Origin of the sequence: Burkholderia sp. Bp8984 (genome assembly GCF_003853755.1) — a bacterium.
GTDB lineage: Bacteria > Pseudomonadota > Gammaproteobacteria > Burkholderiales > Burkholderiaceae > Burkholderia.
The window spans coordinates 24171-41511 of sequence record NZ_QTQN01000021.1; the positions used below are offsets into that span (position 1 = coordinate 24171).

The 17341-nt window shown below is 69.9% G+C and carries 13 protein-coding genes and 2 pseudogenes; 7 read left to right on the forward strand and 8 right to left on the reverse strand.

Going from position 1 to position 17341, the window contains the following annotated elements; all coding sequences use genetic code 11:
- Positions 1 to 54 precede the first annotated feature (54 nt).
- Positions 55 to 939, reverse strand: a complete 885-nt coding sequence (locus tag DID98_RS21180; RefSeq protein WP_124571369.1) for a LysR family transcriptional regulator — start codon at positions 937 to 939, stop codon at positions 55 to 57.
- A gap of 150 nt (positions 940 to 1089) precedes the next feature.
- Between DID98_RS21180 and DID98_RS21185 the strand changes: the two genes are divergently transcribed.
- Positions 1090 to 2697, forward strand: coding sequence for an MFS transporter (locus DID98_RS21185; RefSeq protein WP_124571370.1), 1608 nt, complete (start codon positions 1090 to 1092; stop codon positions 2695 to 2697).
- 359 nt (positions 2698 to 3056) lie between these two features.
- Here DID98_RS21185 and DID98_RS21190 read toward each other — a convergent pair whose 3' ends face one another.
- A complete protein-coding gene (locus DID98_RS21190; protein ID WP_124486842.1) occupies positions 3057 to 3485 on the reverse strand; it encodes a pyridoxamine 5'-phosphate oxidase family protein in 429 nt (142 codons plus the stop codon).
- A 317-nt stretch (positions 3486 to 3802) separates the two neighbouring features.
- Here DID98_RS21190 and DID98_RS21195 point away from each other — a divergent pair, with 317 nt between their 5' ends.
- From DID98_RS21195 to DID98_RS21205, 3 genes are all read left to right on the forward strand, one after another.
- Positions 3803 to 5329, forward strand: coding sequence for an aldehyde dehydrogenase family protein (locus DID98_RS21195; RefSeq protein WP_124486843.1), 1527 nt, complete (start codon positions 3803 to 3805; stop codon positions 5327 to 5329).
- Positions 5330 to 5652: 323 nt separating this feature from the next.
- The gene (locus DID98_RS21200; RefSeq protein ID WP_124571371.1) at positions 5653 to 6198 is read left to right on the forward strand and encodes a hypothetical protein; all 546 of its coding nucleotides are present in this window, start codon (positions 5653 to 5655) and stop codon (positions 6196 to 6198) included.
- 185 nt (positions 6199 to 6383) lie between these two features.
- Entirely contained in the window at positions 6384 to 7418 is a 1035-nt protein-coding gene (locus DID98_RS21205; protein WP_124571372.1) for a helix-turn-helix domain-containing protein, read from the forward strand.
- A 66-nt stretch (positions 7419 to 7484) separates the two neighbouring features.
- Here DID98_RS21205 and DID98_RS21210 read toward each other — a convergent pair whose 3' ends face one another.
- Together DID98_RS21210 and DID98_RS21215 are read right to left on the reverse strand one after the other, a co-directional pair.
- Complete coding sequence (locus DID98_RS21210; protein WP_124571373.1) at positions 7485 to 8573, reverse strand: ADP-heptose--LPS heptosyltransferase; 1089 nt, start codon at positions 8571 to 8573, stop codon at positions 7485 to 7487.
- A gap of 2 nt (positions 8574 to 8575) precedes the next feature.
- Positions 8576 to 10279, reverse strand: coding sequence for a thiamine pyrophosphate-binding protein (locus DID98_RS21215; protein ID WP_124571374.1), 1704 nt, complete (start codon positions 10277 to 10279; stop codon positions 8576 to 8578).
- A 119-nt stretch (positions 10280 to 10398) separates the two neighbouring features.
- Here DID98_RS21215 and DID98_RS21220 point away from each other — a divergent pair.
- From DID98_RS21220 to DID98_RS21230, 3 genes and pseudogenes are all read left to right on the forward strand, one after another.
- Positions 10399 to 10710 (forward strand): annotated as a pseudogene (locus DID98_RS21220) (hypothetical protein); the annotation flags it as partial.
- Positions 10707 to 10991 carry a type II toxin-antitoxin system RelE/ParE family toxin gene (locus tag DID98_RS21225; RefSeq protein WP_124486847.1) on the forward strand — a complete coding sequence of 95 codons (285 nt, stop codon included), beginning with the start codon at positions 10707 to 10709 and terminating at the stop codon, positions 10989 to 10991. The pseudogene DID98_RS21220 and the gene DID98_RS21225, both read left to right, overlap by 4 nt.
- Positions 10992 to 11019: 28 nt before the next feature.
- Positions 11020 to 11154 (forward strand): annotated as a pseudogene (locus DID98_RS21230) (VapC toxin family PIN domain ribonuclease); the annotation flags it as partial.
- 66 nt (positions 11155 to 11220) lie between these two features.
- On the opposite strand, the gene DID98_RS21235 reads toward DID98_RS21230, so the two are convergent.
- The 4 genes from DID98_RS21235 to gcvH form a co-directional block, all read right to left on the reverse strand.
- Positions 11221 to 12609: an L-serine ammonia-lyase gene (locus DID98_RS21235; RefSeq protein ID WP_124486848.1), complete on the reverse strand. Its 1389-nt coding sequence runs from the start codon at positions 12607 to 12609 to the stop codon at positions 11221 to 11223.
- Between the two features lie 30 nt (positions 12610 to 12639).
- A complete protein-coding gene (locus DID98_RS21240) occupies positions 12640 to 13773 on the reverse strand; it encodes an alginate lyase family protein (RefSeq protein WP_124571375.1) in 1134 nt (377 codons plus the stop codon).
- Between the two features lie 152 nt (positions 13774 to 13925).
- Positions 13926 to 16853 (reverse strand): aminomethyl-transferring glycine dehydrogenase, encoded by a 2928-nt coding sequence (gene gcvP, locus DID98_RS21245; RefSeq protein ID WP_124486850.1) that lies wholly within the window; start codon positions 16851 to 16853, stop codon positions 13926 to 13928.
- Between the two features lie 59 nt (positions 16854 to 16912).
- Positions 16913 to 17293, reverse strand: a complete 381-nt coding sequence (gene gcvH / locus DID98_RS21250) for a glycine cleavage system protein GcvH (RefSeq protein WP_044848374.1) — start codon at positions 17291 to 17293, stop codon at positions 16913 to 16915.
- Positions 17294 to 17341: the final 48 nt, after the last annotated feature.

Below are 17341 nucleotides of genomic sequence, written 5' to 3' on the forward strand. Positions count from 1 at the left end.
ATCGGCGCGGATTGGTGAGGATCGATGGCGCGACCGCGCCGTCCGTCTACTTGTCTACTTGAACAGCCGCTCGCACAGGAAGTCGACGAACACGCGCAGCTTCGGCGACAGCTGCCGGCTCGACGGCCACACGATCGAGAACTGCCCCGGCGCGATCCGGTAGTCGTCGAGCACCGTGACGAGCGCGCCCGTGTCCAGCGCGTCGCGCGCGAGGAAATCGGGCATGTAGCCGATGCCGAGCCCCGCCATCACCGCGCCGCGCAGCGCTTCCATGTTGTTGCAGGTCATCGCGGTGCGCAGCTTCAGCGGCGTGCCGTCGTCGGCGGCGAGCGCCCAGTCCTGCAGCTTGCCGGTGGTCGGGAAACAGTAGCGCACGCAATCGTGCGCTTCGAGATCGCGCGGCGCCCGCGGCGTGCCGGCCTGCGCGAGATACGCGGGCGTTGCGCACAGCACGAACGCGAACGGGCCGAGCCGCCGCGACATCAGGCTCGAATCCGACAGCGGGCCGCTGCGGATCACCGCGTCGAAGCCGCCTTCGACGACATCGACCATCCGGTCGTTGAAATCAAGGTCGAGCTCGACGTCCGGATAGCGCTGCCCGAATTCGGGTAGCACCGGCAGCAGGAACCGGTAGCCGATCACCGGCAGGCTCACGCGCAGCTTGCCGCGCGGGCGCTGCGCGGCGGCCGTCACGGTCGCCTCCGCATCGCGAAAATCCTCGAGGATCCGCTGGCAGCGTTCGTAGAAATGGCGCCCTTCGTCGGTCAGCGTGACGCGCCGCGTCGTGCGGTTGAACAGGCGCACGCCGAGCGACTGCTCGAGCCGCGCGATCGTCTTGCCGACGGCGGACGCCGAGATGCCGAGCGCGCGGCCGGCCGCGACGAAGCTGAGCGCTTCGGCGGTGCGGACGAAGGCGGCGATGCCGTTCAGGTTTTCCATCGACGTAGGCGGGCGAGCGGATGCGATGCGGTGAATTGAGGAATTTTAGTCCGTTATATACGGAGCAACGCATTGTTTTTCGGTGATTGAATCGAAATTATCCTTGATCGCGCTTGAGGCGCATCCGCGCCGGCTTTTCGAGGAGCAATGATGGATCACCCGTTTTCAGCCGATTCAGCCACATCGGCACGCCGGCGCGCGTGGGTGCTGGCCGCCGTCTGCATGGCCGCCGTCGCGCTGCCGCTATCGTTTTCGGGCGGCGCGGTCGCGACGCCCGCGATCGGCCGCGACCTGCACGGCGGCCCGGTCGCGATGAACTGGATCACCAACGCGTTCATGCTCGCGTTCGGCAGTTTCCTGATGGCGGCGGGCGCGCTGGCCGACCAGTTCGGCCGCAAGCGCGTGTTCGCGATTGGCGTCGGCGGCTTCACGCTGATGTCGGTTGCGCTCGCGTTCGCGCCGTCGATGCTCGCGGTCGACCTGCTGCGCGGCGCGCAAGGGCTCGCGGCGGCCGCGGCGCTCGCGGGCGGCACGGCCGCGCTGGCGCAGGAGTTCGACGGCGCGGCGCGCACGCGTGCGTTCAGCCTGCTCGGCACGACCTTCGGCATCGGGCTCGCGTTCGGGCCGGTGCTCGCCGGCTCGCTGATCGCGCACGGTGGCTGGCGCGCGATCTTCGTCACGGGCGCGGCGGCCGGCACGCTGTCGCTCGGGTTCGGGCTGCCACGCATGCACGAGTCGCGCGATCCGCACGCGACGGGGCTCGACTGGCCCGGCACCGCAGCGTTCACCGCCGCGCTCACGCTGTTCACGTTCGGCGTGATCGAGGCACCCGCGCGCGGCTGGACGCATCCGCTCGTCGTTGTGCTGCTGGCGGGCGCGGCGCTCGGCGCGTGCGCATTCGTCGCGATCGAGACGCGCGTCGCGCGGCCGATGCTCGACCTCTCGCTGTTCCGGATTCCGCGCTTCGTCGGCGTGCAGGTGCTGCCGGTGTCGACCTGCTGCTGTTACATCGTGCTGCTCGTCGTGCTGCCGCTGCGCTTCATCGGCATCGACGGCTTCAGCGAAATCGACGCGGGCTGGCTGATGCTCGCGATCTCCGCGCCGATGCTCGTCGTGCCGCTCGTCGCGGCGACGCTCACGCGCTGGCTGTCGGCCGGCGTGATCTCGGGGCTCGGGCTCCTGCTCGCGGCGGCGGGCCTCGTGTGGCTGGGCGTCGCGCTGCGCGGCGGCGCGGGGCCGGCGGCGATCGCGCCGATGCTCGCGATCGGCGTCGGGGCCGGCATGCCGTGGGGGCTGATGGACGGGCTGTCGGTCAGCGTCGTGCCGAAGGAGCGCGCGGGGATGGCGACCGGGATCTTCAGCACGACGCGCGTGGCGGGCGAAGGGATCGCGTTAGCGATCGCCGGCGCGGTGCTGGCGACCCTCGCGCACGCCGATTTGCGGCAGGCGGCGACGGGAACATCCGACGCGACGCTGCGGGCGGCCGCGCGCCTCGCGACCGGCGATCTCGCCGGTGCGGCGGCCGGGTTGCCGAGCGTCGGTCGTGCGGCGCTGCTCGCGAGCTATGTGCATGCATTCGATCGGCTGCTGATCGGGCTCGCGGTCGTCACGGTGCTGTGTGCGGTGGTGGTGTTCGCGTTTCTCGGTGCACGGCCGGCAGTGGCGGAAGCGCGCGGCGATGACGGCGAACAGGCGCATACCGACGCGCGGGCGCGTCGCCGGACCGAACCGGCTTGCGTGGAAGCAAGCGGGCGGTGAGTGTGCGGTGAGCGGGGCGTCGTCGGGGGCGTGCAGGTCGACAATCGCGGACCGCGCGCCCGGGCATTTTGCGATGGCGCGAATCCGCGTACCGACGATCGGCCCCGCGCGCGAATGACCGTAGAGCGTTGCGTCGCCGGGCACACGTTCATCGGGAACGGCGCCGGCGCGCTCCTGCACCGACGACTCACCCGGCGCGTCACGTTTGCGCAAGCGGCCGCAGCGCCTCATCGGCCCATGCGCGCCCGCCTTGCCGCGACGGCGGCATGGTGCGGCAACTCACACCAGCACGAGCGGCCGCAGCGCCTCACCGGCCCAGGCACGCGCGCCTTGCCGCAACGACGGCATGGTGCGGCGCCTCACGCCAGCACGAGCGGCGGCAATTCCGCATCGGCCCGCGCGTGCGCGCTTTCCACGTCAACGACCACATAACGCAGCGCATCCGGCCACAGCTGCGCGCGGCTTCCCGCCTCTTCGTCGATCGTCGCGCGCCCCTGCACGAGCCACGTCGTCTGCCGGACGAAATCGACGAACAGCAGCGCGATCGCCGGATTCACGAGCAGGTTGCCGATCGTGTTGAACAGGTTGTTGCCCGCGAAGTCGGGCAGCACGAGCGTGCGGCGATCGGGCAGGTCGACGAGCGGGGCGAACGAACCGTCCGCGCGCGGCTGCCGGCCGCGATACGAGCAGTCGGCGTCGCCCGCCGCGTTCGCGGTCGCGACGATCAGGAATGCCTGTTCATGGATGAACGCGACGACATCGTCGCTCAAGGGGCCCGGTTGGTTCATGGTTCGGTCGGCGCGTGGCCGATGCGTGCGGATCCGCGTTCCGCACGCAAGCGACATGCCATGCGGCGAGCGTGGCGCGCAGCGGTGCGTGCGCAGCTGCGCTGTGAAAAATCCGAACACCCGTCGTACCCGCTGTGCCGTCCCGGTGTTCAGAATCGGGACACTCGTGTTCGGTGCGCCGGCATCGCCCCCGGCGGGCGCCCGGACGCACCGCTCCTGTTCCGTTCTCGCCCGGTTTGGCACGCATGTTGCGTAAACCGTGCAGCGCGATCCAACCGGCGCTGCATTCACACAAGCACGATGAACAGGAGACATGTATGAACCCGTTTGACCTGAAACAACTGGGCCTCGACGTCGAATACCCGTACCGTCAGCAGTACGACAACTACATCGGCGGCAAGTGGGTTCCGCCGGTGAAGGGCGAGTATTTCGAGAACGTGTCGCCGATCAACGGCAAGCCGTTCTGCCGCGTGCCGCGTTCCAGCGCCGACGACATCGAGGTCGCACTCGATGCCGCGCACGCCGCGCGCCGCAAGTGGGGCAAGACGTCGGTCACCGAGCGCGCGAACCTGCTGCTCGCCGCCGCCGACCGGATGGAAAAGAACCTGAAGCTGCTCGCGGTGGCCGAGACGATCGACAACGGCAAGCCGCTGCGCGAGACGATGGCGGCCGACCTGCCGCTCGCGATCGACCACTTCCGCTATTTCGCGGGCTGCATCCGCGCGCAGGAAGGCGGCATCTCCGAGATCGACGACAACACCGTCGCGTATCACTTCCACGAGCCGCTCGGCGTCGTCGGCCAGATCATCCCGTGGAACTTCCCGCTGCTGATGGCCGCGTGGAAGCTCGCACCGGCGCTCGCGGCCGGCTGCTGCGTGGTGATGAAGCCGGCCGAGCAGACGCCCGCGTCGGTGCTGGTGCTGATGGAGCTGATCGGCGACCTGTTCCCGGCCGGCACGATCAACATCGTCAGCGGCTTCGGCAAGGAAGCGGGCGAGGCGCTCGCGACCAGCAAGCGGATCGCGAAGATCGCGTTCACCGGTTCCACGCCGGTCGGCAAGCACATCCTGCGCGCGGCGGCCGAGAGCCTGATCCCGTCGACGGTCGAACTGGGCGGCAAGAGCCCGAACATCTTCTTCGCCGACGTGCTCGACCAGGACGACGCGTTCCTCGACAAGGCGCTCGAAGGCCTCGCGATGTTCGCGCTCAACCAGGGCGAAGTGTGCACGTGCCCGTCGCGGATCCTGATCCAGGAATCGATCTACGAACGCTTCATCGAGAAGGCCGTCGCGCGCGTCGAGCGCATCAAGGGCGGCCACCCGCTCGACCTGCAGACGATGATCGGCGCGCAGGCGTCGCAGCAGCAGCTCGACAAGATCCTGTCGTACATCGACATCGGCCGCGACGAAGGCGCGCAATGCCTGACGGGCGGCGAGCGCACGGCACCGGCCGCCGACCTCGGCACGGGCTATTACGTGAAGCCGACGATGCTGTTCGGCAACAACAAGATGCGCGTGTTCCAGGAAGAGATCTTCGGGCCGGTCGCGTCGGTGATGACGTTCAAGGACGAGCAGGAGGCGATCGAACTCGCGAACGACACGTTCTACGGGCTCGGCGCGGGCGTGTGGACGCGCAACGGCACGCGTGCGTACCGGATGGGCCGCGAGGTCGAGGCCGGCCGCGTGTGGACCAACTGCTACCACCTGTACCCGGCGCACGCGGCGTTCGGCGGCTACAAGCAGTCCGGCATCGGCCGCGAGACGCACAAGATGGCGCTGTCGAACTATCAGCAGACGAAGTGCCTGCTGGTCAGCTACCAGGCCGAGGCGCTCGGGTTCTTCTGATCGCCGCAGCAGGGGGCGAAGTGCCGGGGCCGGCCGGGCGGCAGCGCAACGCTGCCCGGTACGGCGGCCGGTGCCGGACGGCGGCGACGCGTCCGGTGCCGGCTTGCCGTGGAAGGTGCGGCGGTCGGGCGCTGGCTGTCCAGCCTTCGGCCGTCGGGCGGCGTCCGCGGCGAGGCGGCAATGCGCTGGCGCCGGTTCGTCCGGCACTTCGCCGTTTTCGTGTTCCGACCTTCGATACTGGCGTCGGCATTCGCACCGGCCGGTGCGCGTTCGCGCCCGTATCGTGCCCGTATCGCACCCCGATGGCCCCGACGGAAACCAGCATGTCAGAACTGCCCGGATCCTATGCGCGTCACCCGGTGTTTCACGCGGGCGAGCTCGACGCGCATCACCGCTTCGGCGTCGCCGACGAAGCCGAGCGGATGAGCGACGTCGTGACGACGCGGCTGAGCATCGGTGTGCGCCAGTTCGTCGAATCGCAGCCGTTCATGTTCGTCGGCACGACGAGCGGCGGCCCGGCCCCGTCGCGCATGACCTGCGACATCGTGCAGGGCATGCGCGACGCGAACGGCGATCTATGGCCGGTCGTGCGCGTGATCGACACGAAGACGCTGCGCTTCGCGCTGCCGGCGCACGGCGGCCACCGGCTCGATGCGCTGGCGTGCGACGGCTGCGGCGTCGGGCTGCTGTTCATCGATTTCGTGCGCGGCATCCGCTACCGGATCAACGGCCGCGCGACGTTGCGCACCGATCTGCCGGAAGCGGACGCGGCGCCCTGGCCGGCGGGCAGTCCGATCGTCGAACTGGCGGTCGCGCAGGCGTACGGCAACTGCGGCACGCGGGTCGTGCGGTTGCGGCCGGGCGCGTAGCGCGTCGCCGGGCGGCCGGCGGCACGCATGCCGCACCCGCGCGGTGCGCGGCATGCCGCCTCCGGGTGCGCCCGCATGGCGCGCATCGGCCGCACGGCGTTGAATGACGGGCTTGTCGCCGGACAACGCGGATCGGCACGGGACTTGCGTGTTGGACGTGGTCCCGGGCGGGTGAGGAGAACATGATGGGTCAACGAGTGGAGTGCATGGCCGAGCCGACGGCCGAGGACACGCGGTGCAGCGCGCAGGGCGACGACGCGCTGGCCGGCCAGGCCGTGGTCAGCGTCGCGCACGACGCCGACGAGCAGGCGCGCAACCTGATCGGCTGGCGGCAGACCTACGACCAGCTCGCGGCCGGCCGCTTCGTCGGCACGCTGACCGAGCTGCCGCTCGACACGATGAAGCTGTTTCGCGAATCGACCAGCCACCTGCTGCGGCAGGCGTGCGAGGTGCGCGGCGACGCGTACTGGTTCGGCATCCCGCTGACGAGCGACGGCACCGCGCGGGTCGATGCGTGCCGCATCGGCCCCGGCGCGCTCGCGTTCCGGCCCGGCAACGTCGAATTCGAATTGCTGACACCCGCGCAGTTCTCGATCTATGGCGTGGTCGTGCGCGGCGACGTGCTGCGCCGCTACGCGGAGGAAGTCGAACACCGTGCGCTCGACGAGCGGCTGTTCGCGCAGCGCGTGATCCAGATCGGCGATATGCGGCTCGCACGCCTGTGTGCGCTGCTCGGCGGCCGCCTCGACGGCGCGACGGCCGCGGGCGGGCCGCTGCCCGACGCACAGCGCGACGACCTGCAGGCCGAGGTGCTGGCCGCGCTGTTCGACGCGTGCGCGCAACCGGCTGATGACGGCGCGGGCGGCGCCCCGTCGACACGGCGCTGGATCGTCGAGCAGGCGCGCGAGTACGTGCTCGCACACCGCACGCGCCCGGTCGGCGTGCCCGAGCTGTGCGAGCAGTTGCACGTGAGCCGGCGCACGCTGCAGTACTGTTTCCAGGACGTGCTCGGCATGGCGCCCGCGACCTATCTGCGCACGCTGCGGCTGAACGGCGCGCGGCGCGACCTGTGCGGGCGGGCGGCCGGTTCGGTGCAGGACGTCGCGGAGGCGTGGGGCTTCTGGCACCTGAGCCAGTTCGCGACCGACTATCGGCGGCTGTTCGGCAAGCGGCCGTCGGAGACGCTGCGCGAGCGGGCGGTGACGGTGGCGGCCGGGTGAGGCGGGCGGCGGCGCGCGGATGCCGCGGTGCGTCCGGTCATCCGGGCGACTCCCTTTTCTCCATCCCTATCCGGCGGTAGCCGCCGCTTCGCGCGGCGCAGGCCACGGCAAGGCATCCCAGTCGATCGCCCGGTAAGCGGCTTCGACCGCCGCGAGGTCGTCCGGCCGCTCGCTGCGATGCAGCCCGTGCAATGCGTCCGGCACATCGAGCGCGACCGGTACGCAGTGCGGATAGTCGCGCACGCGCAGCGCCGGGCCGATCGTCGTGAAACAGCCGAGCGTCGGCACGTCGAAACCGTCGGCGAGATGCAGCGCGGCCGTGTCGGGCGCGAACAGCACGCTCGCCCCCCTGACCCAGGCAATGAAGCGCGCGGTATCGGCCGCGTCGCGGCTCACGTCGACATAGGCCGGATGCGCGACGGGGCCGAAGCCGACCACCGGCAGCCCGTAACGCCGCGCGAGCCGCTCCACGAAAGCCGCGCGCAGCGCCGGCGGCACGCTGCGCACCGCGGTGCTCGCGCTCGGGCAGAACAGCACGTACGGCCGCCGCCATTCGGCCGGCAGGGCGGGCAGGGGCAGCCGCGCGAGCCAGCGATTGCGCTTCGCGGTGGCCGGCACCGTGGCCGGGTCCGTGCCGAGCGCGTCGAGGAAGAAGTCGATCATCGGTTGTCGCGCGAAAGCGGGCCAGTACAGGTGATTGCCGAGATCGATGCGCGGCGCGTGCTCGGGCAGTGCGTCGGCGGCGCACGGCAGCGCACGCGACGGCGCGACGACGTCGGCGGCGAGCGCATACAGCGCGTCGACGTAGCGCGGCGCGCGGGCCGGCCGGTAGAGCGTGAAGCGCAGGCCGGGATGCATCGCGCGCAGCGCGGCGAGCGCGGTCAGCCCGATCACCGAGTCGCCGAGCGCGACGCCCATTCCGTTGATCACGTACACGTCCGCCGTGCGGCCGTAGTCGAGCCGGAACGGCCGGTGGGCGGCGTGCAGCAGGCCGAGCGCCGGTGCGGCCGGCACGTGATCCTCCGCGGGGCCGCTGCCGTGCTCGAGGTCGTAGGGGGCGACGAGCGTGCCGTCGGGCGCGAGCAGCGTGCCCGGGTGCGTCAGCGCGTGGTCGCGCGACAGCGCGAGGCCGGCCGGCGCGGCGCGCATTTCCATGATCACGCGCCGCGTGCGCGGCGGCCCTGCTCGCGGATCTGCTCGAGCGTCGCGGCCGGCGTGCTGGCGTCCTGCGGGATGCGGATCTCGATCAGCGCCGGCAGCCCGCAGGTCAGTGCGCGCTCCAGTGCCGGCGCGAAGTCGGCGGTGCGCTCGACCGTCTCGCCATGCGCGCCGAACGCGCGCGCATACGCGGCGAAATCGGGGTTCGTGAGCCCGGTGCCGTGCACGCGCCCCGGATAGTTGCGCTCCTGATGCATGCGGATCGTGCCGAAATGCCCGTTGTTGACGACGATGGCGACGATGTTCAGCCCGTACTGCATCGCGGTCGCGAGTTCGTTGCCGGCCATCATGAAGCAGCCGTCGCCGGCGAGCGCGACGACGGCCCGCGACGGATACAGCGACTTCGCGGCGAGCGCCGCGGGCAGCCCGTAGCCCATCGCGCCGCTGGTCGGCGCGAGCTGCGAGCGAAAGTGCCGGTACGCGAAGTGGCGATGCAGCCAGATCGCGTAGTTGCCGGCGCCGTTGGTCAGGATCGCGTCGTGCGGCAGGCGCTCGCGCAACTGCACCATCACGTCGCCGAGCTGGACGTCGCCGGGCATCGGCAGCGGCGCGTGCCATTCGCGGTACGCGCGGTGCGCGTCGGCGGCCGTGCCGGCCCACACGGGGTGCGCCGGCGGTTCGAGCGCCGCGAGCGCCGCCGCGATTTCCGGCATCCCGGACACGATCGGCAGGTCGGCCGCATACACGCGGCCGAGCTCGTCCGCGCCCTGGTGCACGTGGATCAGGGTCTGGCGCGTCTTCGGGATGTCGAGCAGCGTGTAGCCGCCCGTCGTCGCTTCGCCGAGACGCGGGCCGAGCACCAGCAGCAGGTCGGTGTCGCGGATCCGCTTGGCGAGCGCGGGATTGATCCCGAGGCCGACGTCGCCCGCGTAGTTCGGGTGCGCGTTGTCGAAGGTGTCCTGGAAGCGGAACGCGCACGCGACCGGCAGTTGCCAGCGCTCGACGAAGGTGCGCAGGTTCGCGCATGCGTCGGGCGTCCAGCCGCTGCCGCCGACGATCGCGAACGGCCGCTCGGCGCGCGCGAGCCGTTCGCGCAGCTCGTCGACCTGCGCGGCCGACGGCGACGCCGCGACGCGTTTCGCGGCCGGCACGACGGGCTGCGGCGCGCACGCGTCGGACAGCACGTCCTCGGGCAGCGCGAGCACGACCGGGCCGGGCCGGCCGGACGTCGCGACGTGGAAGGCATGGCTCAGGTATTCGGGAATGCGGCGCGGGTCGTCGATCTGCGCGACCCATTTCGCCATCTGGCCGAACATCCGGCGGTAGTCGATTTCCTGGAAGGCTTCGCGGTCGAGGTGCTCGCGCGCGCACTGGCCGACGAACAGGATCATCGGCGTCGAATCCTGGAATGCGGTGTGCACGCCGATCGACGCGTGGGTCGCGCCGGGCCCGCGCGTGACGAACGCGATGCCGGGGCGGCCGGTCAGCTTGCCGACCGCTTCCGCCATGTTCGCGGCCGCCGCTTCGTGGCGGCAGACGACCGTCTGGATCCGCGCGGTGTCGTCCGCCAGCGCATCGAGTACGGCGAGAAAGCTCTCGCCCGGCACGCAGAACACGCGTTCGACGTGATTGGCGAGCAACGCATCGACGAGCAGTCGCGCGCCGGTGGTGGCGCGCGGCTCGAGATCCTTGGAATGCGACATGGGCTGCCGTCTCCCTGGGTAGCGGGATGTACAGATTACGCCTGTTGTCGGGGCGCCGGCACGCTGGCCGATGAAAAGTGTCGGAACGCGGGGAGCTCGGGGGCGTGGATGTTGCACGCGACGTGCGGGTGTTTCGCCGCTTTGAAACGCTGGTCGGCTTTTTGCGCGACATCGGCATCAGCCGTTTCGATGTGGATGCGTCGGAGTTCGACCCGGATGCGGCCGGCCGGGCGACCGGGCCCGATCGGGCGGCCGCGATGAGGGCGGCACACGAGGCGGCGGCCCACGATCGCTGGTTTCGCGAGCAGGTGCAGCAGGCGCTGGACGATCCGCGCGCGTCGATTCCCGACGCGGAGGTGAGCGCCGACTTCGCGTCGCGCCGTGCGGCGCTGCGTGAACGGCTCGCGGGCAGGCGAGGGGATGCTTCTTGACCTTCGCGCTGCACTGGAATCCGAAGGCGTACGAGGATCGCGCCGCGATCATGGACTACATCGGCGAGGACGACCCGCAGGCCGCAATCGAACTCGACGAACCGCTGGAACAAAGGGCCGCCACGTTGCCGGCCCGTGCAGAGCTGTATCGGCAAGGGCGAGTGGCAGGCACGCGCGAACTGGTGGTCGCGCCGAACCACGTGCTCGTGTATCGCATCAGACCGGCTGAGGGGATCGTCGAGATCCTCCGCGTGCTGCATGCGCGACGGCAGTGGCCGTGATGCCCGATATCCGCAAGTCGGCGTCGAGCAGCGGAAGAAGGATCATCTCGACAAGCTGATCGCCGCGCATGCGGTGTCGCTCGACGTCGCGCTCGTGACCAACAACGAGCGGGATTTCGTCAGCTATCCGGGATTGCGGCTGGAGAACTGGCTGAACGATTGATGGCGGTGATGGTGTCCGACGGTCATGCGTGATATCGATCCACCCGCATGACCGCCGGACCCTGCATCAGCACTCGACGATATTCACCGCCAGCCCGCCGCGCGACGTTTCCTTGTACTTCGTCTTCATGTCGGCGCCCGTCTCGCGCATCGTCTTGATCACCGAGTCGAGCGACACGTAGTGCGAGCCGTCGCCGCGCAGCGCCATGCGCGCCGCGTTGACCGCCTTCACCGACGCCATCGCGTTGCGCTCGATGCACGGGATCTGCACCATCCCGCCGACCGGGTCGCAGGTGAGGCCGAGGTTGTGCTCCATCCCGATCTCGGCCGCGTTCTCGACCTGGCGCGGCGTGCCGCCGAGCACGGCCGCGAGCGCGCCGGCCGCCATCGAGCACGCGACGCCCACTTCGCCCTGGCAGCCCACTTCCGCACCCGAAATCGACGCGTTGAGCTTGTACAGGATGCCGATCGCGGCGGCGGTCAGCAGGAAGTCGATCACGCCCTGTTCGTTCGCGCCCGGCGTGAAGCGCGTGTAGTAGTGCAGCACGGCCGGGATGATGCCGGCCGCGCCGTTGGTCGGCGCGGTGACGACGCGGCCGCCGGCCGCGTTTTCCTCGTTGACCGCGATCGCATACAGGTTGATCCAGTCGACCATCGACAGCGGATCCTGCAGCGCGCGCTCCGGATGGCCGGTCAGCGCACGATACAGCTGCGGCGCACGGCGCTTGACCTGGAACGGGCCGGGCAGGTTGCCGTCGGCTTCCGGGTTGCCGATCCCGCAGCCGCGCGACACGCACGACTGCATCACGGCCCAGATCTTCAGCAGCCCGTCGCGCGTCTCTTCCTCGGTGTGCCACGCGCGCTCGTTTTCCCACATCAGCTGCGCGATCGACTTGCCGGTCGACTCGGTCAGCGCGAGCAGCTCGGCGCCGGTGCGGAACGGATGCGTCATCTGCTCGGCCGCGCTCAGCACCTTCGTGTTCGGCGCACCGGCCGTCACGACGAAGCCGCCGCCGACGGACAGGTAGGTGCGCTCGACCAGCACGTCGCCGTTCGCGTCGGACGCGCGCAGCTTCATGCCGTTCGGGTGTTCGGGCAGCGCCTGCCGGTAGAACGCGATGTTCTCCTTCAGCACGAACGGCACCGGATGCGTGCCGAGCAGCGCGAGCTTCTTCGATTTGCGGACATCTTCCAGACGCGCGTCGATCGTCTCGGGATCGACGGTGTCGGGCGCGTCGCCGAGCAGGCCGAGCATCACGCCGCGGTCGGTGCCGTGGCCCTTGCCGGTCGCGCCGAGCGAGCCGTACAGCTCGACCTTCACACTGGCCGTCGCGTCGAGCATCCCGTCTCGCTCGAGGCCCTGCACGAACATCAGCGCCGCGCGCATCGGTCCGACCGTATGCGAACTGGACGGGCCGATGCCGATCTTGAAGAGGTCAAACACGCTGACTGCCATCTTGATACCTGCCTTGCTTTAAGAATAATGCTAGCGCGCCTGCAATGGCAGGCACGCGGCGAGCCATGCGGGCGGCATGGGGGAGAGTTGCCGCGCGACGCGCGCATAGCGCCCGTCGAGACGCGCGGCCAGATGAAAGAGTTCGGTGGCGTTTTTCGGGTCCCACTGCCCCGTATAACCCGGCAAGCCGGCCTCGCGGCGCTTCGCGTCGAACGGCACCGGCGAATTCACGAATTCCTCGTGCGTTTTCTCGCCGAGCGCGTACGGCACGAGCCAGTCGAGCGCGGCCGCGAGCGTCGCGCCGTTCGCGCCGCGCTCGCGCAGCCAGTTGCGGTTGAAGCGGCGCGCGGCGAGCGCGGCCGTCACCAGCGGTTGCAAGTCGTACACCGCGTAATGCAGCGCATCGCGTTCCTCGAAATCCCAGGTCTTGCCGTCCGGGCCGATGTTGTCGGCGAGATGCTCGACGAACAGCCGCTGCGCGGCGTTCATCATCTTGCGGTCGCCGAGCGTGAACGCGGACAGCGCGATCAGCTTGATCCGGTGGCTCTGCCAGTTGTTGCGCCAGGTGCCGGCGAGCGGGCGCTTCTGTGCGTCGATCTGCGCGACGTAACCGGCGCCGAGCTTCGCGATGAACGCCGCCGTCGCGTTACGCGTCTTGACCGGCAGCGCGCTCGCCGTCATGTCGTACGCGATGATCAGGCTGTCGAAGCGCGTCTCGTCGATCGGGTTGAAGCCCGGCTGATAGGTCGACACCCACGCGGACAGGAAGCGGTCGACGAGCTGCAGGTAGCGCGGCGCATTGGTCACGCGCCACGCGAGCGCGGCATCGCGCATCAGCTCCATGTCCTTCAGCGCATCGACGCTCTGGTCGTAGATGCCTTCGTGCGGCAGCGTGCCCTCGGTGTGCACGCGCGCCATTGCCTTCGGCTGCTCGCCGATGCGCGCGTCGACGCTGCGGATCAGTGCCTGCACGCCCGGCTCGGCCTGCGTCGTCTCGCTCGCCTGCAACGCGGGCGCCGCGCAGAAATTCATCGCCGCGCGCGCGCTGCCGGCCGTGCCGAGGCCGGCGGCCAACGACAGCGACGCGACGAGCAGCGGCACGACGCGGCGCGTGCGCGGCCGCTCCTGCGTGGCACCCTGGCCCGGAAACATCGGACGCACCATGCGGAACTCCTTGATTGGCTGGATCGCGTGTGATGTTAGCCGGATTGGCGGGCAAGCGTGAATCGATCGGGCAGGCAGCGGACGCAAAAACCGCACGCAACCGAGGGTTGCGTGCGGTGTGGTCACGGCCGGACTCCGGAGCGCGGGCAGCGTTATGCGTAGTCCGACACCGGCACGCACGAGCAGAACAGGTTGCGGTCGCCGTAGGCGTTGTCCGCACGGCCGACCGGCGGCCAATACTTGTTCGTGCCGAGCGACGCGACCGGGTACGCCGCCTGCTCGCGCGAGTACGCGTGCGGCCATTCGTTCGCGGTGACGACGGCTGCCGTGTGCGGCGCGTGACGCAGCGGGTTGTCCTCGCGGTCGGCGCGGCCTTCCTCGACGGCACGGATTTCCTCGCGGATCGCGATCATCGCGGCGATGAAGCGGTCGAGTTCTTCCTGCGATTCCGATTCCGTCGGCTCGACCATCAGCGTGCCCGGCACCGGGAAGCTCATCGTCGGCGCATGGAAGCCGTAGTCCATCAGGCGCTTCGCGACGTCGTCGACGCTGATGCCGCTCGTTTCCTTGAGCGGGCGCAGGTCGAGAATGCACTCGTGCGCGACCAGCCCGCCCGGGCCCGAATACAGCACCGGATAGTGCGGCGCGAGGCGCTTCGCGATGTAGTTCGCGTTGAGGATCGCGGTTTCCGTCGCGGCGGTCAGGTTCTTCGCGCCCATCATCGCGATGTACATCCACGAGATCGGCAGGATCGACGCCGAGCCGTACGGCGCGGCCGACACCGCGCCGATGCCGTCTTCCGCACGCGCGTAGCCGGTCGAACGCTGGTTCGGCAGGAACTTCGCGAGGTGCGCGCCGACCGCGACCGGGCCGACGCCCGGGCCGCCGCCGCCGTGCGGGATGCAGAAGGTCTTGTGCAGGTTCAGGTGCGACACGTCGCCGCCGAACTGGCCCGGCGCGGTCAGGCCGACCATCGCGTTCATGTTCGCGCCGTCGACGTACACCTGGCCGCCGTGCGCATGCACGATCTCGCAGATCTCGCGGACGTTCTGCTCGAACACGCCGTGCGTCGACGGATACGTGATCATGATCGCCGCGAGATCGTTCGCGTGCTGCTCGGCCTTCGCCTTCAGGTCGGCGATGTCGACGTTGCCTTGCGCGTCGCACGCGACGACCACGACCTTCATGCCGGCCATGTGCGCCGACGCCGGGTTCGTGCCGTGCGCGGAGGCCGGGATCAGGCATACGTCGCGATGCGCTTCGCCGCGCGATGCGTGGTATGCGTGGATGATCAAGAGGCCCGCGTATTCGCCCTGCGAGCCGGCGTTCGGCTGCAGCGACACGGCCGCATAGCCGGTCGCGGCGACGAGCATCTGCTCGAGCTGGTCGATCATCTCGCGGTAGCCGACGGTCTGCTCGGCCGGCGCGAACGGATGGATCCGGCCGAATTCGGGCCACGTGACCGGCAGCATTTCCGACGTCGCGTTCAGCTTCATCGTGCACGAACCGAGCGGGATCATCGAGCGGTCGAGCGCGAGATCCTTGTCCGACAGGCTGCGCAGGTAGCGCAGCATTTCGGTTTCGGAATGGTGGCGGTTGAACACGTGGTGCGTCAGGTACGCGCTCGTGCGCTCGAGGCCGGCCGGCAGCACGGCGACGCCGCCGAGGCCCGCGTCCAGCGCGTCCACGGCCGGCGCGGTGCCGCCCGCGGCCTGCGCGAATACGGCGAGGAGATCGGCGAGGTCGTCGCGGGTCGTCGTTTCGTCTACCGACACGCCGACTTGCGTGTCGCTCACGCGACGCAGGTTGATGCGCTTGGCCTTCGCGAATTCGTGGACCTGCGCGGTGCGTGCGCCGGTATCGATCGTCAGCGTGTCGAAGAACGTGTCGTTGACGGTCGCGAAGCCGAGCTGCTTCACGCCGGCGGCGAACAGCGCCGCGATGCGGTTCACGCGCAGCGCGATCGTCTTCAGGCCGTGCGGGCCATGGTAGACCGCGTACATGCTCGCCATGATCGCGAGCAGCGCCTGCGCGGTACACACGTTCGACGTCGCCTTCTCGCGGCGGATGTGCTGTTCGCGCGTCTGCAGCGCGAGGCGCAGCGCGGGCTTGCCCTGCGCGTCGACGGTCACGCCGACCAGGCGGCCCGGCATCTGGCGCTTGAATTCGTCACGCACGGCCATGTAAGCGGCGTGCGGGCCGCCGAAGCCCATCGGCACGCCGAAGCGCTGCGTGTTGCCGACCGCGACGTCCGCGCCCCATTCGCCGGGCGGCGTCAGCACGGTCAGTGCGAGCAGGTCGGCCGCGACGACCACATGGCCGCCGGCCGCGTGGATCGCTTCCGTCAGCGCGCGGTAGTCGCGCACGTCGCCGTACACGCCCGGGTACTGGAGCAGCACGCCGAACGCGTTCGCCTGCGCGGCGTCGGCCGCCGGGCCCGTCTTGACCTCGATGCCGATCGGCAGCGCGCGCGTGCGGATCACTTCGAGCGTCTGCGGCAGCACGTCGTCGGCGACGTAGAACACGTTCGACGCCGGCTTGCCGGTGCGCTGCAGCAGCGTCATCGCTTCGGCCGCGGCGGTTGCTTCGTCCAGCAGCGATGCGTTCGAGATCGCGAGGCCCGTGAGGTCGGCGACCATCTGCTGGAAGTTCAGGAGCGCCTCGAGGCGACCCTGGGAAATTTCGGGCTGGTACGGCGTGTAGGCCGTGTACCACGCCGGGTTTTCGAGCACGTTGCGCAGGATCACGGCCGGCGTGTGCGAGTCGTAATAGCCCTGGCCGATATACGAGCGGAACACCTGGTTCTTGTCCGCCAGGGCGCGCAGCGCGGCGAGGGCTTCGGCCTCGCTCTTCGGTTGCGCGAACGGGCCGAGCGGCAGCGTTTCGGCGCGGCGGATCGAGGCCGGGATCACGGCGTCGATCAGGGCGGCGCGCGACGCGAAGCCGAGCGTGTCGAGCATGGCCTGCTGGCTGGCGGCATCGGGGCCGATGTGGCGTTCTGCGAACGCGTCGTGCGTTTCGAGCGCGGCGAGCGAGAGGGGCGTGCGGTTCATCAGGCGGTCCGGGTGTTCGAGCTTCATGGCGTGACTCTGGTCCCGCGCGGGCCGAGGCCGGCCCCGCGCGGTTCGGGTAAGGAAAATTAGTCGATCAGCTTGCTGTAGGCGTCAGCGTCGATCAGCTTGTCGGTCGAGGCGCCGGCCGCGAGCTTGATCTTGAAGAGCCACACGCCGTATGCGTCGCTGTTCACTTCTTCCGGCGAGTCGGCGGCTTCTTCGTTGATGGCGACGACTTCGCCGGACACCGGCGAGTAGATGTCGGATGCCGCCTTCACCGATTCGACGACGCCGACGGCGTCGCCCGCGTTCACCGACTTGCCGACTTGCGGCAGCTCGAGGAAGACGATGTCGCCGAGCGTGCTCTGCGCGTGATCGGTGATGCCGACCGTCAGCGTGCCGTCGGCTTCGGTGCGGACCCACTCGTGTTCGTCGGTGTACTTCAGATCGGCCGGGACGTTGCTCATCGGATGCTCCTGGATAAAAGGGTGTGTTCGTTATGCTGGCGCGCCGCC